Genomic DNA, 22,531 nt, shown 5'->3' with positions numbered 1-22,531 from the left:
CTTTAACAGAAAATAAGCAGATCCACCCTTTTTTCGAAAGAGTATAAAGTGAAACTTTAATCAGTGGGGGTTTTGTTCATCCCCCACTGATTATTAGTTGAACCAATCGGGCTTTTACGGGCAGTTGATCCCCCACCTAACTTCTTTGCTTCTGCTGAATTTTGAGGTGGGGGTCTTACTGCCCGTTAATGCGGGATAAACGAAAATTATGTAGCTATTGGACTCTGTACTGAATTAAAAATCGAAATTATCATCATTTAGATCTACTCGATAATTCTGATTCTAATCATTGTAATGTTAAAAAATCACATCAACAGCAGAGTAAAGCTAAAACCAACTAATAAACACCATTATGATATATATTAACGATAAAGAAAATTACGCACTTTAAAGTTCCATAGGAACAAAAAAGTGCCCTATAAACCATAATTTCTAACCCATTATATTTACTAACGTAGTATCTTTTTCTATCATAGAAAAGGTTGTAAAATCACACATTCTTAAATACAGTTATAGGATTATTTTTATCCTAATTAACTAAAAACCATTATACTCCTTTATCACTTTCAAACATAAATCAAAAAAAACGAAGACTTTAAAGTCTTCGTTTTTTTTTAAATATACATATTGTTACACTTGTGATCGTATTCATAACTAGAATCTTTTTACTCATTCCTTATGGCTAACGTTTATTACTTATGAAATTTCACACGCTCTTCAAGCGGTTGGAATTCTTTTTCCCCTGGTGCAGCTGTTGGATTACCAAATGGCATTTGTGCAATGAGTTTCCAATTAGTAGGGGCATTCCATTCTTGTTTTACCTCATCATCAATTAATGGATTATAATGTTGTAAAGATGCCCCTAATCCCTCTGCTTCTAAACCTGTCCACACAACCAATTGGTGCATACCAGATGCTTGGTGTGACCAAATTGGGAAGTTTTCAGCATATGCAGCAAATTTTTCTTGAAGCGATTTAACGATAGACTCATCTTCAAAGAATAGTACTGTTCCATAACCAGCTTTAAAGGAATCCATTTTTTGTTGCGTTCCTGAAAAATCTCCATCTCCAACTACTTTTCTTAATGTTTCAGTTGTAATATCCCATAATTTATCATGAGCTTCACCAAATAATACAACTAATCGCGCAGTTTGAGAATTGAAAGCTGAAGGCGTATATTTCACAGCAAACTCCACGATTTCTTTAATTTTTTCATCCGATACTTGTACCTCTTTATTAATGCCATAGTAAGTACGTCTTTCTTTCAGTGCAGTATAGAAATCTTTTGTCATAATTTATTTCCTCCTAAGTTTTAATATTCTTCAAAATGATACATCTCGAAGATAATATGCGTTTAAATGAGTCCATTGTTGAATCATTGAACTTCATAACACCCATTGCCAATCACTCTGAATCTAAACACACTTCATCCTTCAGTTGTCCTAAAAAAAGCCTTATAACATTATTGATAATATCTAGTCATTATTCGGTACTATTTTACCCATTCTCTATTAATGTATCCTGCGTGTTTCATATTTACACAAATATAACTTTAACCAGCAAAAAAGCCAGGTAGCATGAATAATGCATTACCTGGCTTTTTACATTTTTAATTTAAATTCAACTAAACATTACCAATGAATAGCAGTAAAAACTATATCCGTCACTTATTTAATGATTAACATCTCATAAGGATGTTGTTCCATAAATCTACTCTCCCAAGGAATCTCTAATGATGTCCAATTTGAACCACCATCTACTGACTGATACACTCCTTTATTGCTAAACAGATAGAACGTTCCATCACTTGTTGCCTTTAATACTGGTATGATTGTTCCTTTAGGAGTTGGTAAACCTGCATTCATTTCTGTCCAATACTGATCTTTTTCTTTCTTATAAATATATGATTCACAATTTCCATTATTGTAATCATGCGCTACGTGTGGATTTGAAGATGTCGCGATAATAATATTTTCTGGATCATTAGGATTAACTGCCATTTGATATGCGTAATGATGCTTTAGCCCACTACACATATAGTTCCACGTCTTACCTCCATCATTACTCTCCGCATACTCGTGACCTGGTTCTTTCAAGAATGAATCACCTAAAACCCCGTATAAGCGATTTGGCGCATTGCGATGTGATTTAAGAATGTGAATATCTTGAGGATAGTTCCCCTCTTTTTCCTCAGTCCATGTCATACCGCCATCTACACTTTTTATTAATCCCCCAACCTCAATCGTTGTATAAATAGTTTCTGGATTATTAGCATCAATTTCAATATGTTTTACGTGGTGCGTATATGTTCGTTGAGGAAAGAACCATGATGAATACGATGGTATTTGTCGATAATCCGTTAGCAGTTCAAAACTGTCTCCTCCATTTTTAGATACAAACATTGCGCTCGGTTCAATTCCTACATATACAATCCCGTTACCGTCATCCCCCTTTGCTGGAGATACAGCAACTGCTGTAATAGCTCTCATATGAATAGCATTGGCTGAGAACACTTCACCAAAAGAAGGTAAAGTTCCAATCGCTTCCCATGAACTTCCTCCATCTTTGCTTCTCCATAATCCCCTATCAAAAGTACCACAATACATTCTTTCTTGGTCGTATGGATCTAAAGCTAATGCAACTGGATTAGCACCTACAAACTGCGATTGGACGCTCCATGTTGAGTCTTTTTTTTCTGCAATTACAAGTTCTCTATCAAACGCTAATATGAATTTTTCCATAACTAAAATCTCCTCGTTTCATAAATTCTCTACTATATTATTTAAATTTTGAACATTACCAGTTAAGAAATGATTTTTATATGCTATAGCATATAAAAGATAAATTATATAAGGAATATGTGATAATAACTTACCTTATATAATTTGTTAACTTCACATCAGTACGATGAACAAGATATCCTGTTAAATCATATAAGTCCATATGCCACCTCCAAATAACTTATAATATACATGCTATAGCATATATTATAGAATGCATTATTTTATGTCAAACTTTATACTATTTTAAAATCAGTTTTCCACATAGCCTAAAACAATCCAAAAGTCATAAACAGAAACACTTTATTGAATAGAAACTATAAAAAGAGTGCAATTTTTTGCACTCTTTTTACTCATTTTTATTAGAAATCAAAGTTATCAGGATCTGGACCAACGCGGTGATTTTGGTTTAATGCATCGATTTTTTCCATATCTTCTTTCGTTAATTCAAAATTAAATACATCAGCGTTTGCAATAATGCGGTGTTCTTTCGTTGATTTCGGAATTGTAATTACTCCATTTTGAAGATCCCAACGTAAGATAACTTGTGCTGTTGTTTTACCGTGTTTCTCAGCAATTGCTTGTAATGTTTCGTTATCTAATAATTGACCTTGCATTAGTGGTGACCATGCTTCCATTTGAATACCTTGTTCTTTACAGAAAGCTTGTAATTCTTTTTGTGTTAAACGAGGGTGGTATTCTACTTGGTTAATCATTGGCTTAATTTCTGCATCTTTTATTACATCTTGCAGATGATGGATTTGGAAGTTACTTACGCCAATTGCACGTACACGCTTTTCTTTATAAAGTGTTTCTAACGCTCTCCATGTATCTTTATATTTCCCTTCTACAGGCCAGTGAACAAGATATAAATCTAAATAATCTAGTTTTAATTTTTTTAAGCTCTCTTCATATGCAGCGATTGTTTCTTCATATCCTTGATCTGCGTTCCATACTTTTGAAGTGATAAATAATTCTTCTCTTGAAATTCCAGTCGCTTCAATACCAGCACGGATTCCTTCACCTACAGCTGTTTCATTTCCATAAATCGCCGCTGTATCGATACTACGGTATCCTGCTTTAATTGCTGCTTTAATCGCTTCTACAAGTTCTGGTCCTTCTTCTACCTTAAATACACCTAAACCGAACCAAGGCATTTCTACACCGTTTTGCAATTTTGTTTTACTTTGTAAGTTTTTCATTTTATTTTCTCTCCTTTTATTTTGCTTGATCTCGTTTTTCTAATGACATACTCCATGCTGTTAAAACAACAGCACCTACTACCATAATGCCGCCTACCCAAGCCGTATGAATTAACCCTAACGAATTCGTTACAATACCACCTAAATAAGCACCAAGAGCAATCCCAGCATTAAACGCCGCAATATTAATTGCCGATGCAACATCGACAGCACTCGGTACAAATCGTTCAGCTAACATTACGACATATACTTGTAACCCTGGGACATTCATAAATGCGAATAGTCCCATGAAAATAATTGTGATTAACCCAGCTACCTTAAATGGTGCTGTAAATGTTAAAACAAATAATATAATCGCTTGAATAAAGAACATGTAAAATAGCGCTCGAATTGGATTATGATTCGATAATTTTCCGCCAATCACATTCCCTATCGCAATGGCGATTCCATACACTAATAAAATGATAGTAACCGTATTAGCTTTAAATCCTGTTACTTCTTGTAATAACGGAGATAAATACGTAAATGTTACGAATGTTCCCCCATATCCTAATGCAGTAATGACGAAAACTAGTAATAGTCTTCCGTTCGTAATCAATTTAAACTGATCACGGAATGATACAGACGTACCTTTTTTCATATTAGATGGAATGAGAATACTGTTTGCGATTAAGGCAATAATTCCAATTACCACAATTGCTAAAAATGATGTTCTCCAGCCAAATTGTTGACCAATAAATGTTCCAATTGGTGCCCCCGTAATAGTTGCAACTGTTACACCAGTAAACATAATGGCAATCGCGCTAGCGCGCTTATTTTCTGGTACGAGTGCCGCAGCAATCGTTGAACCAATTGACATAAACACACCATGCGAAAGTGCAGAAACAATTCGCGCAATAAGTAATACAGTGAAGCTTGTTGCTACCGCTGCGATTCCGTTACCAATAATGAAAATAATCATAATCCACATTAATAACGTTTTTCGTGACATATTAGCTGTTAATGACGTTAATACTGGAGCACCAAACGCTACGCCTAACGCATATAAAGAAACTGTTAAACCAGCTGTTGTAACCGACACATGTAAATCTTCCGAAATAGATGGTAATAAACCGACACTAACAAATTCAGTTGTCCCAATCCCGAACGCACTAATTGCTAGCGCTAATAACGCAAATATACTTCTTCGATTCGTCTGAACTCCTGAGGACGATGCTGTATATGAATTCAATTGAGTTCCCCCTCTTCCCTATAATTCCTATCATAATAGTGCGATAAAAAGGCCCTTTTATCTTTCAAAAAATATATTTAATCTCTACAAACGCTATTATGAATGGTTTCATTCTCTTTTTAAAGAACGCACTTTAAAGTACGATAGGCACTTTTTAGTACCGTAAAGCTTGTCTCTCTCCTACAAGTACTATTATGAAATACGTGTAACATAATGAATAGTACATACTTTAAAGTGCTGTAGATATTAATAAGTAACATAGTTAATTACTCGTACCATAAAGCTTGTTTCCCTCTCACATGTGCTATTATGAATGATATTTAACATAATAAAAAGTACGTACTTTAAAGTACTATAGGTACTAAAAAGTAACATTTACATAACCTAGCTTATTTTGCTCAAAATTGAAATCTACATTCCACGAAGAAGGCTTTCATATGAAAAAATACACTTTTCCGATAGAGGCAACTTTAGAGGATATTGCTCAAAAATATAAAGGATTATATTTATTACCGCAAACAAATATCAAAAAAGGCAAAAACGAACAGAAATATGTTCGTTTTTGCCTTTTTATTTAATCATTAAAATGTACGACTTTTGGAAAGGAAATCTGCATTAGCTCCCGTTACACCACTTTGCCCCCAGTTTCCTGGAATCATTTCACGAATAAGAATTAGCACTTTATCCAAAGGTGCATGAGTATATTTAGATGTCACTTGTGTAAGTTCGTTTACCCACTTATCCTTTGTATCTTGATCAAATGTATTCCATATATCAATCTTAATAATAGCCATTCCATCAACATTACGACCCGGTGTATCGTAAGACTCTTTTGTCTCCCAATTGGACACCCTACTTTTCTCAGCAAAGGTAGCATCACTTGCTACAGCCCCAGCTTTCCCCCAATTTTCTTTCTCAAGTTCCGTTATCAACACTTGAATTTTGTCAGGGACAATTTTTAATAGTTTTATTGTAAGTTCCGTTACACTATAAATGAATTCCTTCTTTTCTTCTGTTGACATGGTTGGCCAAGTATTTAGTTCAATTAATGGCATAGTATTGCCCCCTAAAATTAATTATTTATTCACTATCTACAACTATTGGTTCAAATGATTTTTAACTGCTCTTACTACCAATTCGTGATCTACTTCTGGCGGTAATCCTGAAACTGTTATCATTCCAATAACCCCTACGTTTTTTATTCTGATAGGAAAGCACCCACCAAACGCAGCATATTCCGAAGTATCTAAAAGATATTTTTCATTATATGAAATTCCAGTTATTTCACTTTGTATCTGCATATAATACGAGCTACGATCATGCAGGGAAACGACTCGTTTTTTACGCTCAATCCATTTCGTATTTTCCTCATTTGTCCCTGTCATCTTGAAATGAAATAATTGCACACCATTTTTCGTTATATCAACAGCAATCAATTTCCCCTCTCGCTTTGCTGTTTCAACAATAAATAAACCTATTTGCAAGGCATCTTCATTTGTAAAAGAAGAAAATTGAAGTGTTTCCTCTTCTATTAAAATTTGTTTACTTATTTCATTCAAATTTGAAGTACTCATATCTTTAACCTCCATAATTGTTTTATGCCACTGCGGCATTTTTTGAAATTATTAGGCCATATAGTACAACCTTTCAATCAATCTGATTCTGAATAAAATGCTGTAACATCGTTGGTAACTAGTTCCGTAAAGCTTGTTTTCTTCTTACTGGTGCTATTATGAATGATATTCAAAGTTATAAAAAGTACGCACTTTAAAGTGCTATAGGTACTTTAAAGTACTATTCTACTTATCCCTATCTTACAGAGACTATTATGAAATATATTTAACATCTTAAAAATGTATGTACTAAAGAATAACATTTTTCATATCAAACTTTTTTTGCTCAATGGTTGTAATTCAAATTCATCAAATTTTTGTATCAAGACAAACGAAAAATAAAAAGAACCTAGCCGAAACTAGATTCTTTTCTGATCAAAGAAACACTCCTATATACCGAAACAGCCACCTTATCTGAAAGGTGGCTGTTTGTTGATAGATTAAATAAAGTGAAACTTTAATCAGTGGGGGTTTTCTTCATCCCCCACTGATTATTAGCCTTCACCAATCGGACTTTTATGGGCAGTTGATCCCCCACCTAACTTCTTTGCTTCCGCTGAATTTTGAGGTGAGGGTCTTACTGCCCATTAAAGCGGGATAAAAAGGACAAACTCTCCAACGTGAGAAGTTTGTCCAAAAATAGATATTTCATATTCCACTACTTTGACACTAAAATCAACAATCGTGAATTAGAATAATGATTTAATACTCGCTAAAACAGTAAGTACACCTACAATAATAACAAATACATTACTCATTTTCCCTTTGTATTTAGCTAGTACTGGTACTTTTCGGATCGCATACATCGGTAATAGACATAAGATAGCAGCAACTAATGGACCGCTTAGAGAATCAATAATGCCAAGAATACTTGGATTTGCATAAGCAACATACCAGCATGTTAATACGACAAAAGTAAGGATGATTGTCTTAATTGTTTTTTCTTCTATATCTTTTCCACGTGTTTTACCAAACTTCATAATCACGTCACGCATTACTTCATATGCTCCGATATAATGGCCAAGGAAAGACTTTGTAATAGCCACAAAAGCAATGATAGGAGCTGCAATAGTGATTACAGGCGAATTAAGCTCATTAGCAAGATATGAAAGGATTGATAAGTTCTGCTCTTTTGCCATTTTAATATCATCTGGAGTCAAACTCAATGTACTGCTCCACACAAAGAACATAACAACCGCGAATGTCATGATATAACAAGCCTTTTGGATTTGCGCACATTTCGCATCAGTGGCTTCGATTCCATACGTAGCTCTCTGTTTCACAACAAATGATGAAATCATAGGTGAATGATTAAATGAGAATACGATGATTGGTAGAATCATTAATATCGTTCCAAAATACCCTGTTCCTGTTGAAGCAGTAGAAACAGCTGAAAAACTAAGCATTGACGTATTCCACTGTGGAATTAAAGATATTGCGATAAACAGTAGAGAAGCTATGAAAGGATACACTAGCATACTCATTATTTTCACGGTAATATCTTGACCGAAATTTAGTATAGCGATAAGACCAAGCACTAATACAAGAGATAGAATAGCTCTTGGAGGCTCTGGCATGTGCAATTGATGCACGATAAAACTACTTGCAGTATTTGTAAGCGCAACCGAATACATTAATACGATTGTATAAATTGAAACGAAATATACGATGTTAAAAATGATACTTGCTTTATTTCCGAAATACTCTCTAATTGTACCTGTGATCCCCTCATCAGCAGAATTAGAAGCATATATCATTTTAGCAAGCGCCCTATGTGAATAATACATAACCGGATATGCAAGTAATGTAATTAACAGTAATGATAATAAACCACCTGAACCTGCATTAATCGGTAAAAAGAGCACCCCTGCTCCAATAGCAGTTCCAAATAGACTCAGTGCCCAAGTAGTATCTTGCTTATGCCACTTTTTTGGATCTAGATAGTTCTCATTTTGTACTGCGGTATTTTCAGCTTGAACTTCTATTTTTTTTGCAGTATTCCCGTTCATATAATAAATCCCCCTTATCTCCTATTCTTACCTCTCTCTTTATGGCTAACGAACATTTACCTTTCCAGAAAAAATGAATGTCTTACAAGTTGCCCCACATTGTATGACCTTCATCAAAATTAATCCACATTGAAACATTCGCTAGTCGGCATCTTTATATAATTGTTAGCGTTCACAAAATAGTTTACTCAAAATACTGACCATTTATATAAAGACCCGCTAAGAGAAAAATATAGAATAGATTTCCTAAATGCGTTACAACGTTTCTACTAACTGTTTATTACTTTAATGGTTTCCCTCTTTTTACTTTTAACAGTAATTTCAGATAAACCGGCCTCTCTTAATTTGTGAGGCATTTGTCTCTCGACTCCGTGCATTAACTTTAATAACTTCGTCAGCATTAATGCTATTGTTTACACAAGCCACTAAAGCGCTTTACATACATTTTGCCTCTAATCACACACCTTTCTTACTAGTCATCGCATTTTTTATATTTTCTCCAGAGATAATAAATTTTCTCTCGACGCCCTCATTATAACGTGTATATTTATAAAATTAATATTTTTATATTTTCAGAAATATTAATTGGATATAATTTTACATGGATAACATTTTACAGTTAGCACGCAACCCTTGTTCCTATCGCTTAAAACTAAATGAATTAGCATAAAATACAGTCATATATTATTTATCCAAGTTACTCATTATAAAGATACTTATATTCTTCTTTGTCAAAAAAATTTATTTTAATTAAAAAAGATATTCTAATAAATAATTAATGTGGTTAAAAAGAAATATCTTTTTAAATGTACCAACCAATTTTTAGGATATATATTATCGATATTGCATTCATATACATTTTTAGGAAGCTACGTTTTTTACTTGATGGCAATAAGAGGACCGCCAACATTTTACAAAAACCTACGCTAAACGCAAAAATACAATAAGCTGCCCATATCGGGCAGCTTATTTACATAACAATTATTATCAGCGGTGTGCAAACAACTCAATGCAATGTCATCTTAATTCGAGTTTTTTCAACTCCTCTTCAGGAATATCTCTATGTTTGTAATTAATCGTTTTTACATCATTTCCTTTTATACGAAAAGTAATTGTATCCTCTCCATAAGGCGGATTGTGTGCACCCTCAAAGGTTTGAATTTGAACAGTTACATAGAAAATAGAGTTTACTTCGTCTTTTTTTATTTCAAGTATTTTTTCAGAACCTCGATCCCATAGTTTTGGTTCCTTATAATAGTTTTCAACTTCTTTACTTATCGGCTCTAATAAGAGATTCATGACTACTTCTTTTAAAAACTGTTTTGGTACAGGTATTCTGTTGATTTTCTTTCTTTTCACATCTATAATCTTCCAAAAGTCACCGCTCTTTTCAACGGTATAAAGAACATTTGTACCATCTGCTTTCCAAAGATGAAAATAACCTTTATTTCCCTTAATATATAATCGTGGTTCATCAATCCACTCACCTTCTGTTTGAACTATACCTAAAAACAGTTGAGTAAGTGGCGTTATCTTATAACCTAATTGATTAAAGTCACCAAACGAATAAAGTTCATAACCGGTTAAATCTATGTCAAAGCTTTCATTTCTATTATTTTCTTTTTTTACAATTGCTTGAGTGGAAATACAGGGTAATAAAAAACTCAGAAAACATATGATACTAATTATTTTTTTTCATACCATCAATCACCTCTTTTATTAAAATGCAACAAAAGAGATGATATTATTGCACAATCCACCCTATTAAAAATACCAAATGTACGCTTTAAAATCCCCCATTAACTAGCTCTTTTATCGAGTTCAATTTTGCAGAAAGCTCAATAAACCATTCTTCATCTCCTGTTAATAAAGCAAGATCTATAAGATAAAGGATTTGCTCCTTATTGATTGCTTTTGATTCAGGGAGTTTGTTAACGTGTTTACTAAAGAGTAAAATCGCTTCATTGTTTGTGTACTTGTCGTCACGTTTCACAATACTAACTGTAACTACATCTTCCACTTCATCAAGTGATACAATGTAACCAAGTATGAATTCACCCTCATTTGATATTCCACGAACCCAATCTCCAACTTTTAAAACATGGTTATTATTTGACATTATACTTTTCACCTTCTTACAATTTATTTTTTCGTGACGCTAAACAAGATATAAAAACTAAACTGTATTATTTTTTATTACATTTAAATGTTAAGAACTCACGGCTATATAGCCATTAAGTCGCTTAACGTTCTTGATTGATAAGATCAACAACTTCTTTCATTGTATAATTCTTTAAATATTCACCTAGATGTTCTTCTGCACCTAAGAAAATAGTGAAAAGAACTTTTCGCATATTCGAACCCACAATACATTGACCATTTGATTCAGGACACTTAGGCTGCAAAGCACCTTCAGAGGTTAGTTGATAAATATGCCAGAGATTAACTTCACTTAAATCACAAGCGAAAATAAAACCTCCACCAGTTCCCTCTTTTGATTGTATAAACTTATGTTTTTTTAACAAACTTAGCACTTTGCGAATGCGTACTGGATGGACACCTGCACTTTCTGAAATAGCACTACTTGTTGACATCCGGTCTGGTTGTAAAGCTAAATAAGTTAAACTGTGTATGGCCAAGGTAAAGTCGCTGTTCATTGTTTTCCTCCTACGATCAAAAAATATTGTTTTTCATATATTAACATACTGTAGCCATAAATATTACAGATAAGTTAGCCCGACGTTAAAATATATAAGAACCACACGTAGCATAAAGAAATAGATTCCATAACTTCATTTAGCTTTTTAAATTAAAAATACATTTAAAGACTCCATTGTTTCTTAACTTGTTCTTCTGCCAATTGTTTAATTTTTGTCCATATCGTATCTTTGCTTACAATAACATTTGTTTGATAATTTCTATCGTTATAATTGACTGTAACACATACTTCTATCATCTTCTGTTTCCTCCTTTCAAAAAATTTCCTTTCACACTATTACTTATTAATTAGCCAACTTTTGCAGTTCAATGTTCAGAAATGTTCGAACGCTACGTGGTAAAAATTTTCGAATTTCTTCCTCATTAAAACCAATTTGCAATCTTTTCTCGTCCAGCATAATTGGGCGACGCAACATTAGTGGATGCTCAATTATTAATTTATAAAATTCATTCAGCGAAAGCTCATCTATATTTATATTTAAGTCTTGAAAAGTTTTGGATCTAGTTGAAATAATTTCAGTAGCACCCTCTTCTGTTAAACGAAGAATGGATTTAAGTTCATCCACTGTCATAGAATTGGATACGATGTTTTTTTCAGTATAATCAATTTGATTCTCTTCAAGCCATGCTTTTGCTTTTCGACATGAACCACAGCTTGCTGTTGTATATAAAACCACCATATTTCACTCACTCCTTTAATGTTCTTTATGAAACGTACATTTTAAATATCAATTATTGAAATGTATTAAAAAAAATTACAGTTTAGAATCAAATACACGTAATATTATTTATTCAGCAATGTTTCGTTTATTTCTACTATTCGTTTCATGCTTCTTCTATAAATTGATTGAAACTACATTTTACAGAAGATAACAACTCACTTCTAAAAATCTTACTGTAATTCTAAACTTTACAGTTCAATTAATCAACTGTTAAGTCTTGGAATAATTAATCATTTTTTTGTTTGAATTTCCCCATAGTGTTATAGCGAACCAATTTCCAATGCACTTCAAAATACATTTTATTCATTTCTTACTTACATGTGCTATTATGAAATATATTTAGCATAATAAAAAGTACGCACTTTAAAGTGTTATAGGTACTAAAAAGTAACGTATGTATTTTCTAGTACAGTTCTGCTTATTTCTCTCTTACATCGGTTATTATGAACGATATTTAGCACAATAAATAGTACGCACTTTAAGGTATTATAGGCACTAAAAAGAAATAATTTTAGTATGTACACCCAAAACTGTAATCTAAATTTATCAAAGGAGTTTTTTTATGAAGACATATAATATTCCTGTCGAAGCAACTTTAGAAGTTATTGGTGGAAAGTGGAAAGTCGTTATCCTTTGCCATTTAAAGAAAGGAACAAAAAGAACGAGCGAATTAAAGCGTTTAATGCCTGGTATTACTCAAAAAATGTTAACACAACAATTACGTGAATTAGAAGAAGATGATGTAATTCAAAGAAAAGTATATGACCAAGTACCACCGAAAGTAGAGTATTCTTTAACTAATTACGGTTCGTCTTTAGGAGCCATACTCGATTCCCTCTGCACTTGGGGCGAAGTTCATCTTGAAAAAAACGGGAACACATCCATGCTTATTACAGCCGATGAATAATAACTGTTTCTATTATAACTATATTGAAGACAAAAAATAGGTCGAGGCAATACGTGCCCCAACCTATTTTTTTATACCTCTTTATAACTTTTTGCAGTAATAACTGTTTCAAATTCAAAGGTTTCTGGCAGATGATCAGCATAAGAGTATTCAAAAGTTCGTCCATCAGTCAAGTAGGCTACTTGTTCGACTCGCATTAAAAAGTCATGATTTGTTAAGCTCATAAACTGCTTTTCCCTATCATCTGGACGAACCCCTTTGACCCTAACAACGGATGTTCCTACTTCAAGACCTAGTTTATTTTGAATGTGTGAATATATCGACTCCTCTAAAACAGAAACCTCAACACCCGGTATGACCGAAATAGGCATCCATGTATGCTCCATAATCGTTGGGATACTGTGAATGATGCGGAGGCGGATGATTTTATATACAAAATCCCCGACTGAAATGCCCAATTTTTCAGCAATTATTTCATCGGCACCGACAATCGTAAATTCGATAATTTCACTTTCTACCTCACTGCCGTAAACAGCTTTCGTACCTGTTAAAGTTTGAATCATTCGTGCCTTTTCCTGCTGTCGCCAATCTTGAACGACTGTTCCACTTCCGCGCCGGCGGATGATGTAGCCGTCTCTAACTAACAGATCCAGCGCTTTTTTTATGGTAAGGACTGAAACGCCAAATTCTTCAGCAAGGATGGTACTGCTTGGAATTTTTTCGTTAATTTTATATTCACCGTCTAAAATTTGCTGTTTAATTTTTTGGTAAATGCCGAGGTATTTTACTTGTGTTGATCCGCTTGCCATTTCCATACCTCCTTTATGCTGTATTCCCTCTTCTATTCATTCAAGTTTAAAGCCTCAAGTTTATAAACTGAAGGTGATGGAGCAGCAAATCCGTTTTCTAAGATTTCAATATTCGTTACCGCTTCTTCATCTTTCACAAGTTTGGGTGCACCATTTACGATTGTTTCATACGCTGCATCATAGAAACGACCGTAATCACCAAGCGGCGTTTTAATTTGTTTTTCAATCCAATCACCGTTTGCATTTTGATATTTAGCAATTCCATAGTACATCGGCGAATCTTCACCAAATCCTGCACTTTCAGGCATAATCCCCGCTTTCAAATCATTTTCCTGCTGATCTTCACCATACTTAATAAACGATCCATTTGTTCCATGAACGATAAAGCGTGGATAATCTTTCGCTACAACATGGTTCGTTTTCAGTTTAATTTTCAGCTGATTTCCGTAATGTAGACCAACATCGAAATAGTTATCAACCGCATCTTCCACTTCATTATTACGAATATCGTATGTCACCGTATCAGGACGGCCAAATAGTGAAATCATACGGTCCATCGTATGAATACCTAAGCTATAAAATGAACCTTCTTCTTTTGGCCCTTCGTGAGTGATTGAACCAGGACGGAAATAATCAATATGCGATTCAACCTCAACGATATCACCAAGGAATCCTTGTTCTACAACTTGCTTCACCGCTAAAAAATCACCATCAAAACGGCGATTTTGATAAGGCATAACTACTACACCTTTCTCTCGTCCTAAAGCTAATAATTCTTTCGCATGTTCTACTGTATCGCAAAATGGTTTTTCAACGATAACTGATTTTCCAGCAAGTATAACTTTTTTCGCTAATTCGTAATGCGTATGTGCTGGCGTACAGACCGTCACCACTTGAATTTCTTGATCATTCAACAATTCATCCAAATCAGTAGTGAAACTAACACCTTTCTCCTCATATGGAGCCGCTAATTCTTCATTAATTTGACGTACAAAAATCGTTTTTACTTTTATATTTTCACGTGTATTTACATACGGTAAGTGATAGCGGTTAGCTGATTTTCCAAATCCAATAAAGCCCATTGTTAGTGTCATATGTTTCAACTTCCTTGCTCATAAAATTTCATTTCTATTTTTATTATATATTTTTATTATTAAAAGTATAGTTTTTATTTTAAATATATATAATAAATAAAAAAGTCAGGATACAAATCATTTCGATTTTCATCCTGACTTTTACTTTAAGTTATGGATCTATAAGTTTAAACATTGTTTAAGAGCTATTAGATCACACTCTTATTCATACATATAAGAACGTGTCATCGGAATTGTATCGTTAATACCTTTTGTAAATACAAATTGATGTAAATCAATATTACCTGTAAAGAACGAAGCTGCACATGCATTTAAATATAATCGCCACATACGAATGAATCGCTCATCTTTCGTTTTGCGAACTTCCTCCAGTACGTTTTCAAAATTTTGAGACCAATGTTGTAATGTTTTCCCGTAATGTCTACGTAAGCTTTCCACATCAACAATGAAAAATTGTTCGTTTGTCATGTTCGTGATTAATTCGTTAACAGCAGGAACATAACCGCCAGGGAATATATATTTTTCAATCCAACCATTCGTAGCACCACCATTGGCTGGAGAAGTAATACAATGAAGTAGAGAAATCCCACCATCATTTAGTAGTGTATTAACTGTCTCAAAGTATTGCGTAATGTTGTCTTTTCCTACATGTTCAATCATACCTACACTAACAATTTTATCAAATTTGCGATTCTTTATATCGCGGTAATCAAGTAAAGATACTTCAACTAAATCCGTAAGTCCCTCTTGTTTAATTCGCTCGGAAGTCTTAGCATATTGTTCCTCACTTAACGTTACTCCCATCGCTTTCACACCGTACTGTTTAGCGGCAGCTGTAATGAGTTCACCCCACCCACAGCCAATATCTAATAACGTATCACCTTTTTGAAGGTTCAACTTTTTCAAAATATGATTCACTTTATTATGTTGGGCTGTCGTTAAAGAATCTTGCTCATTTTGGAAATATGCACAAGAATATGTCATTGTTTCATCAAGCCATAATTTATAGAAATCGTTCCCAATATCGTAATGATGAGCAATATCATCTTTATTTTTTTGTTTTGAGAAATTCCATTTACTTTTGAAATATTGCAACTTACTATCACCTAAAAAGCTGTCCTGCCTTTTATAAATAGATTGAATTGCTTTTTCAAGATTACCCTCTATTTCAAGATCCCCATTCATATATGCTTCACCGAATGCAATAGAAGGATCCTTAACGATTTCTTTTTTGGAGAGCGGCTTATGGAATGTTACATGAAATTGAGGTTCCCCTTCTCCATATTGTATTGTTTCCCCATTCCAAAGTGTAATTTGAACTGGATCTGAAAAAAGATTTTTAAGTATTTTTTTATAAAAAAGTTCTTCAACCATATAAACATCTCCTACTAAAAAAATGAACAAAAAACTATACTAGTTAATAAGTCTTTTTGAACATAGCTTAAAACCGTTATGACTTCTTGCTACGAGTGTCATTATAAAACGGTTATATTATGCAGCATAGTACGTACTTTAAAGTGATGAAGGCACTTTTAAGTACCTATTAAAACTTTAATCAATTCTTCATCATGGCTAAAACAGTTGCTAATATGGTATAGATCCTTTAAATTTTTATACTAAAAAACACCACCTCGTCATTAGGTGGTGTTTTCAATGTTACATATAGAGATTTCACTTAACTTTACTATTTTTTCTATCTATGCACCGTTCTCCCCAAACGGTCAATTGATTTAATACATTTTGCAAAGACCACCCATAATCAGTTAAGGAGTATTCTACTCGGGGTGGAATTTCTTTATAAATTTTACGTGTAATTACACCATCATCTTCCAGCTCACGTAATTGTTGCGTCAACATTCTAACAGAAATTTCAGGAATTAAACGTTGCAACTCACTCGTTCGCTTTGTCCCTTTCGTTAAGTGACATAAAATAACGACCTTCCACTTTCCACCGATAATTTCTAAAGTTGCTTCTATCGGTATATTATATTGTTTCACTTACTCTCCCTCCTTTTTTCTAAATTTCTTCTCTATTGTTACGTAAAAACAACTAATTTTCTATACGGCACATTTTAGTTCCTACAGCACAAAAAAGTACCTATATTACAAAAAAGTAATTATGCCGTTTAAAAATCTCCCTATATACAAAAAGAAAAAACGAACGTATTCTCGTTCGTTTTTTCTTGGTTATTCTGCTGCTGTAATGAGCATAGAAGTGTTACCATTCTTTTCAAGATGATTTTCTCCCCAGTTACAAAGAGAATCAAGTATAGAATCTAATGAATGACCGTAATCCGTTAAAGAATACTCTACTTTTGGCGGCACTTGATTATACACTTTTCTCTCGATTACACCATCTTCTTCTAATTCACGTAATTGCTGTGTTAACATCTTTTGTGTAATACCAGACATTAATTGTTTTAATTCACACGTTCTCTTTTTGTCTTTCTTTAAATGACAAAGGATTACTACTTTCCACTTTCCACCGATAACCTCTAAAGTCGCCTCTACAGGAATATTGTATGTTTTCATATAAAAATCTCCTTTAATAATTTTATAAGACAAATAAGCTAAAACATTTAAATGTTACTTTTAAGTATCTATAGCACCTTAAAGTACGTACTTTTTATCCCTTTAAACATGTTTCATAATAGCATACGTAAACAGCAGATGAGTAGTACGGCACTAAAAAGTACCTGTATTACTTTTTAGTATCTATATTACTTTAAAGTACGTACTTTTCATTATGTAAAATACATTTCATAATAGCATTTGTAAGAGTTGAGTGAGTCATGCAGTGTTAGAAATTACCCATGTTATCTTTTAGTGCTAACGTACTTTTTTAACTGTTTATATACTTTCATCATGCCTTTTGTCAGACGAGGCAATGACATATATTGATTTTCACAATCATTAATTAATTTTCAAATACATTTTAGGAGGATATCTATAATGAGTAAATTACTAAAAGAAAAAATCGGTTTTGGTACAGCACCACTAGGAAATATGTACCGTAATATCCCAGAAGAAGAAGCAATCGCTACAGTGGATGCTGCTTGGGAGAATGGCGTTCGTTACTTTGATACAGCTCCCCTTTATGGATCTGGCTTAGCGGAGATTCGTCTTGGCGAAGCACTATCAAAAAGAAATCGTGATGATTACTTTTTGAGCACAAAAGTAGGTCGAACGATTTCAGATGAACTAGAAGATCCATCTGCACGTGATTTAGGTGAAAAAGGTGGACTGTTCGAATTTGGTCGTAAAAATAAAATGATCAATGATTATAGCGCAGATGCAACACTTCGTTCTATCGAGCAAAGTTTGAAACGTTTAAAAACAGATCGTCTAGACTTTGTTTTCATTCATGATTTAGCACAAGACTTTTATGGTGATGAGTGGATTTCACAATTTGAAACAGCTCGAACAGGAGCATTCCGTGCATTAACACGTTTACGTGAAGAAGGCGTCATTAAAGGCTGGGGACTTGGAGTAAACAAAGTAGAATCAATTGAACTTATGCTTGATTTAGAAGAAGCGCAGCCAAATATATCCTTACTAGCTGGTCGTTATTCATTACTAGACCACGAGCGTGCCTTACAACGAGTAATGCCTGCAGCTGTAAAGCATAATATGGATATTGTTGTTGGTGGCCCATATAGCTCTGGTATTCTTGCTGGAGGTGCTCACTTCGAATATCAAAAAGCATCACCAGAAATTATTGCAAAAGTTGAGAAAATCAAAGCTCTTGCAGATCGTCACGAAATTAGCATCAAAGCTGCAGCATTACAATTTTCACTAGCGAATCCAGCGGTTGCTGCTGTTGTTCCTGGTGCAAGTAAACCGGAACGAATTGTAGAAGATCAAAACGCCTTAAACACAATAATTCCAGCAGCATTCTGGGAAGAAATGCGCGAACAAAAACTAGTAGCACCTAATGCACCACTACCAATCAACGTAAAATAATTTGAAACCTTAATCAGTGGGGTCATCCCCCACTGATTATTTGCTCGCAAATATCGAGATAAAAAGGAGCGTAATGAACATGGCACATACTACTACATCTATGGAAATTTTCGGTTCACCTGAACAAGTATGGCAATTAATCGGAGGTTTCAACTCCCTTCCAGACTGGTTACCTTATATACCTAGCAGTAAATTAACTGAAGGCGGTCGTGTACGTCACCTAGCTAATCCAGATGGTGACACGATTATAGAACGCTTAGAAGTATTCAATGAAAAAGAACGCTACTACACGTATTCAATTATGAATGCACCATTCCCAGTCACTAATTATCTATCTACAATCCAGGTGAAAGAAGGTACTGAAAGTAACACATCGTTAGTAGAGTGGTCTGGTACATTCACTCCTGTTGAGGTTAGTGATGAAGAGGCAATAAATCTGTTTCATGGTATTTACAGTGATGGACTGAAAGCATTGCAGCAAGCATTTCTAGACTGACTACTAAAAACAATAAAAAGCAAAGCGCTATCGCTTTGCTTTTCGTTGTTTTTAGTATATGAAATTATATCGACTTACCAACAAATAACGACATTTCAGCACTATAAAAGCAGCAAAGCACGGGATGCTTTGCTGCTTATCAAATTACTTTTTACGTATGAAATAACTTTCCTTCTACCGCCTTAATATATCTTTCAGCAGAACGTTCCACTGCCTCATTTGCATTCTCTTTTACTACCCGATGAAAAGCGTTGTATAAACGATTAAACTGTAACGTCTTCACTCGATTCACCATTTCTTCCACTTTTCTCGCTGGTAATGGAATTAAGTTCGGATAGCTGTACATAAAGCTTACCCAGCGCTCATCCGCTACAACTTGAATAATATCACCTGTTAACAAAATTCCTTTTCCATTATTACCTTCTTCCCAGTGTAAGACAGATCCCCCTTTAAAATGCCCTCCTAAACGATGAATGACCAATCCATCAGCTAATTGTAAAGTCTCTCCAGACCAATAAATTATGCGACTACTCGGGCGCATCACCCACTCTTTATCATCTTCGTGTATATAAATTGGTACATCAAACGTTTCTGCCCACTCTACTTGCGTTGAATAATAATGCGGGTGCGATAACGCAATCGCATCTAATCCGCCAAGCTCTTTTATTTTTTCAATTGTCGCTTCATCTAAAAAAGTAATACAGTCCCATAGTAAACGATATGACTCTGTTTTCACTACAAATGCCGTTTGCCCGATTGCAAACCCTGGTTTTGTCGTAATACTATAAAGCCCGTTTTCCTCTTCGATTATTTCATTTTTATATGTATCACCTGTTTGTAAGCTTTCTAGCGTCGTCCAAGACTGCCCTTTCGGATTCACATATTGCCTTTCTTCATCACAAATATGACAACTCACCGGTTCTTCTACACCCGCTGCATACTGCACGCCACACGTTGTACAAACGAAATTTTTCATCATAATTCCCCCTATCCCTATATTTTTATTAAGCTGATTTTTGTTGATAATAATCTAATTTTTGATTTTCAATTAATAAACTTATAAAAGTAAGTAAATAGACAGCTGTAACCGATAATGGAATTACAGTAAATCCATTATCTGCAAAAAGAATCCCGCAAACTGATGTTACGAATACAGTCCCTACTGACAATAAACCATAACTTTTACTTTCATAAATCCATACGTACGGGATAAAGTGAACACCTATTAACATCGCTACTACAAAAGGTAACCATTCTGGAAATTGAAAATAGGCAAGTAATACAAGCGGAATATTCAATACATTTATCCCACCAATTAATCCTGCCAAAATCCCTAACGGATTTCCTTTCGCAAACATATCAATTTTCAATATAGCAGCTATCATTAAGCCGAAAGGAAACACACATCCCATACCGATTAAATATACCCACACCACTTGTTTTTCCGAAAGGACAAAGCCCGTTATACTCATAACTATCCAAAATAAAACACCAGCTAATATAATCGGTAATCCTCTCTTCGTTTTGATTGCTAAATCCTTTTTCGCTTCTGCAATGTTCATTTCACTATCTCCCCCAAAGTCGGCTCAATTTCAGTCACCCAATAACGCCAAGCTACTAAATACTCTTCTAAATCTTTCGGGTGGTGCCGTAAACATGTATCTATACGCAAATATAATCCTATGACTATTTCTTCATATAAATCTCGTTCTTTTTTATGAAATACACATTGTTTCATCGCATAATTAATCGTTTCTTTTAATGTCCATTTCTCCACTTTCAATTCCGAATATTCCTTCATTTCAAAAGACAACTTTACTTTTTGATAAAATAAGGAACACCCTCCCGAACATCTTAATATAACAAAAAACAATATTGTTTTATTGCAACGACTTCCTTCAATGCGCCGCAATTTCTTCACTCCAAATGTTCTTCATATAATCTAGTAATTTCTATTGCACAATCTCTTTCTTTTAACTTCCGAGCCAAACTTTCCACACCAAACACCTCTGTAAACGTATGACTGCCTACAATTAAATTAATACCTTTAAATTTCGCATGTTGCACTGTATATAACGTTTTTTCTCCTGTTATGTACGTGTCACACCCCTTTTCTAATGCACGCTCAATCAAATTTGTATTGTTTCCTGCACCAGTTAAAATTGCAATCCGTTTTACTGGTTTATCATGATTCCTCCAGCTCTTCACTTTCTCTTCCATTCTCTCTTCCAATTTTTCAACTAGGTTTGAAAAGGGAATCTCTTCTTCAAACTCTCCTATTCCAGGTAATTCTTCTTCCTCATACGTAGAATATTCTAGAATTGTATCTATCCCAATTTCGTTAAATAACGATATACACGTCCCAAATTTCACAAAATCCAGCGGTAAATGAATCCAAAAATGATTCATTTCATATTGTTTCAATTTCTCAATACAAGCCTCTTCCATACCAAATAAAAAACTCCAAGGTGCATGATGTGTAACGATCATATCGACTCCATTTCGATACGCCTCTTTAATCGTTTCTAACGTTAAATTTGTTGTGTAACCTATTTTGTGAAATTCCTCTTTACTAATGTGGGTGAAACCATATTCATCATCACCATATTTATGAAGATGCTCTTCAAAAAGTGATGTAATATGTTCTTTAAACTGCGTTATATTCATTTTTATTTCTCCCTTCATTCACTTTTATATTTCAAAAATAAGGAAATACTAATAACAACGTTACATACATATAGGAGGACAATATGAAACCTGAATTTTTAAAAGCTGTACATGATGCAATTGGAAATGTCGAACACATTCATATAGAAGAAAGCGGTGCTGACAGCTTACTTATCCATCATGATGATGCACAGCAATTACAACAAGTTGCTAAAGCGTTAGAAAACAATAATTTCCGCTCTGCTTTAAGAACAACGGGAAATGCTTCTTATATTGAAGTGTTGAATAGATAAGAAGAAGTCTTGGCAAAATGCCAGGCT

The 22,531-nt window shown here is 34.1% G+C and carries 25 protein-coding genes and 1 pseudogene; 5 read left to right on the top strand and 21 right to left on the bottom strand.

Translation table 11 applies throughout. The features are described from left to right. Nucleotides 1-692: 692 nt before the first annotated feature. The 4 genes from EUC40_RS10145 to EUC40_RS10130 form a co-directional block, all read right to left on the bottom strand. Nucleotides 693-1,292: a nitroreductase family protein gene (locus tag EUC40_RS10145; RefSeq protein WP_071711646.1), complete on the bottom strand. Its 600-nt coding sequence runs from the start codon at nt 1,290-1,292 to the stop codon at nt 693-695. A 375-nt stretch (nt 1,293-1,667) separates the two neighbouring features. Further along, the gene (locus EUC40_RS10140; protein WP_156574818.1) at nt 1,668-2,741 is read right to left on the bottom strand and encodes a WD40/YVTN/BNR-like repeat-containing protein; all 1,074 of its coding nucleotides are present in this window, start codon (nt 2,739-2,741) and stop codon (nt 1,668-1,670) included. A 401-nt stretch (nt 2,742-3,142) separates the two neighbouring features. Then, nucleotides 3,143-3,982 (bottom strand): aldo/keto reductase, encoded by an 840-nt coding sequence (locus EUC40_RS10135; protein WP_156574816.1) that lies wholly within the window; start codon nt 3,980-3,982, stop codon nt 3,143-3,145. A 16-nt stretch (nt 3,983-3,998) separates the two neighbouring features. Beyond that, nucleotides 3,999-5,213 carry an MFS transporter gene (locus EUC40_RS10130; RefSeq protein ID WP_156574814.1) on the bottom strand — a complete coding sequence of 405 codons (1,215 nt, stop codon included), beginning with the start codon at nt 5,211-5,213 and terminating at the stop codon, nt 3,999-4,001. 437 nt (nt 5,214-5,650) lie between these two features. Here EUC40_RS10130 and EUC40_RS10125 point away from each other — a divergent pair, with 437 nt between their 5' ends. Further along, nucleotides 5,651-5,791 carry a hypothetical protein gene (locus EUC40_RS10125; protein ID WP_156574812.1) on the top strand — a complete coding sequence of 47 codons (141 nt, stop codon included), beginning with the start codon at nt 5,651-5,653 and terminating at the stop codon, nt 5,789-5,791. Nucleotides 5,792-5,794: 3 nt separating this feature from the next. On the opposite strand, the gene EUC40_RS10120 is transcribed toward EUC40_RS10125, so the two are convergent. The 8 genes from EUC40_RS10120 to spxA form a co-directional block, all read right to left on the bottom strand. Beyond that, nucleotides 5,795-6,268, bottom strand: coding sequence for a tautomerase family protein (locus tag EUC40_RS10120; protein ID WP_156574810.1), 474 nt, complete (start codon nt 6,266-6,268; stop codon nt 5,795-5,797). A 42-nt stretch (nt 6,269-6,310) separates the two neighbouring features. Beyond that, complete coding sequence (locus tag EUC40_RS10115) at nt 6,311-6,826, bottom strand: heme-degrading domain-containing protein (protein WP_116758521.1); 516 nt, start codon at nt 6,824-6,826, stop codon at nt 6,311-6,313. 689 nt (nt 6,827-7,515) lie between these two features. Continuing rightward, nucleotides 7,516-8,835 carry an aromatic amino acid transport family protein gene (locus EUC40_RS10110; RefSeq protein WP_156574808.1) on the bottom strand — a complete coding sequence of 440 codons (1,320 nt, stop codon included), beginning with the start codon at nt 8,833-8,835 and terminating at the stop codon, nt 7,516-7,518. A 1,017-nt stretch (nt 8,836-9,852) separates the two neighbouring features. After that, nucleotides 9,853-10,524: a DUF3888 domain-containing protein gene (locus EUC40_RS10105; protein ID WP_156574805.1), complete on the bottom strand. Its 672-nt coding sequence runs from the start codon at nt 10,522-10,524 to the stop codon at nt 9,853-9,855. 97 nt (nt 10,525-10,621) lie between these two features. Continuing rightward, nucleotides 10,622-10,957: an IDEAL domain-containing protein gene (locus EUC40_RS10100; RefSeq protein WP_071711675.1), complete on the bottom strand. Its 336-nt coding sequence runs from the start codon at nt 10,955-10,957 to the stop codon at nt 10,622-10,624. Between the two features lie 121 nt (nt 10,958-11,078). After that, nucleotides 11,079-11,492 carry an Rrf2-family transcriptional regulator SaiR gene (gene saiR / locus EUC40_RS10095; RefSeq protein WP_071711654.1) on the bottom strand — a complete coding sequence of 138 codons (414 nt, stop codon included), beginning with the start codon at nt 11,490-11,492 and terminating at the stop codon, nt 11,079-11,081. 164 nt (nt 11,493-11,656) lie between these two features. Further along, nucleotides 11,657-11,791 carry a BA3454 family stress response protein gene (locus EUC40_RS10090; protein WP_000573531.1) on the bottom strand — a complete coding sequence of 45 codons (135 nt, stop codon included), beginning with the start codon at nt 11,789-11,791 and terminating at the stop codon, nt 11,657-11,659. A 46-nt stretch (nt 11,792-11,837) separates the two neighbouring features. Next, entirely contained in the window at nt 11,838-12,233 is a 396-nt protein-coding gene (spxA, locus tag EUC40_RS10085; protein WP_000261181.1) for a transcriptional regulator SpxA, read from the bottom strand. Nucleotides 12,234-12,837: 604 nt separating this feature from the next. Between spxA and EUC40_RS10080 the strand changes: the two genes are divergently transcribed. Further along, nucleotides 12,838-13,182: a winged helix-turn-helix transcriptional regulator gene (locus EUC40_RS10080; protein WP_071711655.1), complete on the top strand. Its 345-nt coding sequence runs from the start codon at nt 12,838-12,840 to the stop codon at nt 13,180-13,182. Between the two features lie 71 nt (nt 13,183-13,253). On the opposite strand, the gene EUC40_RS10075 is transcribed toward EUC40_RS10080, so the two are convergent. From EUC40_RS10075 to EUC40_RS10055, 5 genes are all read right to left on the bottom strand, one after another. Next, complete coding sequence (locus EUC40_RS10075; protein ID WP_156574803.1) at nt 13,254-13,991, bottom strand: GntR family transcriptional regulator; 738 nt, start codon at nt 13,989-13,991, stop codon at nt 13,254-13,256. Between the two features lie 32 nt (nt 13,992-14,023). After that, complete coding sequence (locus EUC40_RS10070; protein WP_071711657.1) at nt 14,024-15,085, bottom strand: oxidoreductase; 1,062 nt, start codon at nt 15,083-15,085, stop codon at nt 14,024-14,026. 201 nt (nt 15,086-15,286) lie between these two features. Continuing rightward, nucleotides 15,287-16,459 (bottom strand): cyclopropane-fatty-acyl-phospholipid synthase, encoded by a 1,173-nt coding sequence (locus EUC40_RS10065; RefSeq protein WP_156574800.1) that lies wholly within the window; start codon nt 16,457-16,459, stop codon nt 15,287-15,289. Nucleotides 16,460-16,756: 297 nt separating this feature from the next. Beyond that, complete coding sequence (locus EUC40_RS10060; protein ID WP_156574798.1) at nt 16,757-17,083, bottom strand: winged helix-turn-helix transcriptional regulator; 327 nt, start codon at nt 17,081-17,083, stop codon at nt 16,757-16,759. 189 nt (nt 17,084-17,272) lie between these two features. Next, the gene (locus EUC40_RS10055) at nt 17,273-17,617 is read right to left on the bottom strand and encodes a winged helix-turn-helix transcriptional regulator (RefSeq protein WP_000860819.1); all 345 of its coding nucleotides are present in this window, start codon (nt 17,615-17,617) and stop codon (nt 17,273-17,275) included. Between the two features lie 420 nt (nt 17,618-18,037). On the opposite strand from EUC40_RS10055, the gene EUC40_RS10050 reads away from it, so the two are divergent. Together EUC40_RS10050 and EUC40_RS10045 are read left to right on the top strand one after the other, a co-directional pair. After that, a complete protein-coding gene (locus EUC40_RS10050) occupies nt 18,038-19,048 on the top strand; it encodes an aldo/keto reductase (RefSeq protein WP_071711659.1) in 1,011 nt (336 codons plus the stop codon). Between the two features lie 79 nt (nt 19,049-19,127). Then, nucleotides 19,128-19,544 (top strand): SRPBCC family protein, encoded by a 417-nt coding sequence (locus tag EUC40_RS10045; protein WP_070806561.1) that lies wholly within the window; start codon nt 19,128-19,130, stop codon nt 19,542-19,544. A 151-nt stretch (nt 19,545-19,695) separates the two neighbouring features. On the opposite strand, the gene EUC40_RS10040 is transcribed toward EUC40_RS10045, so the two are convergent. The 4 genes and pseudogenes from EUC40_RS10040 to EUC40_RS10025 form a co-directional block, all read right to left on the bottom strand. Beyond that, the gene (locus EUC40_RS10040) at nt 19,696-20,523 is read right to left on the bottom strand and encodes an MBL fold metallo-hydrolase (RefSeq protein ID WP_156574796.1); all 828 of its coding nucleotides are present in this window, start codon (nt 20,521-20,523) and stop codon (nt 19,696-19,698) included. Nucleotides 20,524-20,548: 25 nt separating this feature from the next. Then, the gene (locus EUC40_RS10035) at nt 20,549-21,106 is read right to left on the bottom strand and encodes a DUF7010 family protein (RefSeq protein ID WP_156574794.1); all 558 of its coding nucleotides are present in this window, start codon (nt 21,104-21,106) and stop codon (nt 20,549-20,551) included. After that, nucleotides 21,103-21,303: pseudogene (locus tag EUC40_RS10030) on the bottom strand (aminoglycoside phosphotransferase family protein); the annotation flags it as partial. The pseudogene EUC40_RS10030 and the gene EUC40_RS10035, both read right to left, overlap by 4 nt. Nucleotides 21,304-21,461: 158 nt before the next feature. Continuing rightward, entirely contained in the window at nt 21,462-22,211 is a 750-nt protein-coding gene (locus EUC40_RS10025) for a Nif3-like dinuclear metal center hexameric protein (protein WP_156574792.1), read from the bottom strand. 83 nt (nt 22,212-22,294) lie between these two features. Here EUC40_RS10025 and EUC40_RS10020 point away from each other — a divergent pair, with 83 nt between their 5' ends. Then, entirely contained in the window at nt 22,295-22,504 is a 210-nt protein-coding gene (locus EUC40_RS10020) for a hypothetical protein (RefSeq protein ID WP_000801651.1), read from the top strand. Nucleotides 22,505-22,531: the final 27 nt, after the last annotated feature.

Origin of the sequence: Bacillus luti, from assembly GCF_009739945.1 — a bacterium.
Classification (GTDB): domain Bacteria; phylum Bacillota; class Bacilli; order Bacillales; family Bacillaceae_G; genus Bacillus_A; species Bacillus_A luti.
Note: the sequence above shows the minus strand (reverse complement) of the source record. Positions and strands in the feature narration are given on the sequence as shown.

Coding starts and splice junctions, on each gene's coding strand:
- saiR (WP_071711654.1), bottom strand. CDS start 11,492: ATGAACAGCGACTTTACCTTGGCCATACACAGTTTAACTTATTTAGCT.
- EUC40_RS10115 (WP_116758521.1), bottom strand. CDS start 6,826: ATGCCGCAGTGGCATAAAACAATTATGGAGGTTAAAGATATGAGTACT.
- EUC40_RS10135 (WP_156574816.1), bottom strand. CDS start 3,982: ATGAAAAACTTACAAAGTAAAACAAAATTGCAAAACGGTGTAGAAATG.
- EUC40_RS10080 (WP_071711655.1), top strand. CDS start 12,838: ATGAAGACATATAATATTCCTGTCGAAGCAACTTTAGAAGTTATTGGT.
- EUC40_RS10110 (WP_156574808.1), bottom strand. CDS start 8,835: ATGAACGGGAATACTGCAAAAAAAATAGAAGTTCAAGCTGAAAATACC.
- spxA (WP_000261181.1), bottom strand. CDS start 12,233: ATGGTGGTTTTATATACAACAGCAAGCTGTGGTTCATGTCGAAAAGCA.
- EUC40_RS10090 (WP_000573531.1), bottom strand. CDS start 11,791: ATGATAGAAGTATGTGTTACAGTCAATTATAACGATAGAAATTATCAA.
- EUC40_RS10045 (WP_070806561.1), top strand. CDS start 19,128: ATGGCACATACTACTACATCTATGGAAATTTTCGGTTCACCTGAACAA.
- EUC40_RS10035 (WP_156574794.1), bottom strand. CDS start 21,106: ATGAACATTGCAGAAGCGAAAAAGGATTTAGCAATCAAAACGAAGAGA.
- EUC40_RS10065 (WP_156574800.1), bottom strand. CDS start 16,459: ATGGTTGAAGAACTTTTTTATAAAAAAATACTTAAAAATCTTTTTTCA.
- EUC40_RS10040 (WP_156574796.1), bottom strand. CDS start 20,523: ATGATGAAAAATTTCGTTTGTACAACGTGTGGCGTGCAGTATGCAGCG.
- EUC40_RS10120 (WP_156574810.1), bottom strand. CDS start 6,268: ATGCCATTAATTGAACTAAATACTTGGCCAACCATGTCAACAGAAGAA.
- EUC40_RS10050 (WP_071711659.1), top strand. CDS start 18,038: ATGAGTAAATTACTAAAAGAAAAAATCGGTTTTGGTACAGCACCACTA.
- EUC40_RS10145 (WP_071711646.1), bottom strand. CDS start 1,292: ATGACAAAAGATTTCTATACTGCACTGAAAGAAAGACGTACTTACTAT.
- EUC40_RS10140 (WP_156574818.1), bottom strand. CDS start 2,741: ATGGAAAAATTCATATTAGCGTTTGATAGAGAACTTGTAATTGCAGAA.
- EUC40_RS10055 (WP_000860819.1), bottom strand. CDS start 17,617: ATGAAAACATACAATATTCCTGTAGAGGCGACTTTAGAGGTTATCGGT.
- EUC40_RS10125 (WP_156574812.1), top strand. CDS start 5,651: ATGAAAAAATACACTTTTCCGATAGAGGCAACTTTAGAGGATATTGCT.
- EUC40_RS10025 (WP_156574792.1), bottom strand. CDS start 22,211: ATGAATATAACGCAGTTTAAAGAACATATTACATCACTTTTTGAAGAG.
- EUC40_RS10075 (WP_156574803.1), bottom strand. CDS start 13,991: ATGGCAAGCGGATCAACACAAGTAAAATACCTCGGCATTTACCAAAAA.
- EUC40_RS10070 (WP_071711657.1), bottom strand. CDS start 15,085: ATGACACTAACAATGGGCTTTATTGGATTTGGAAAATCAGCTAACCGC.
- EUC40_RS10020 (WP_000801651.1), top strand. CDS start 22,295: ATGAAACCTGAATTTTTAAAAGCTGTACATGATGCAATTGGAAATGTC.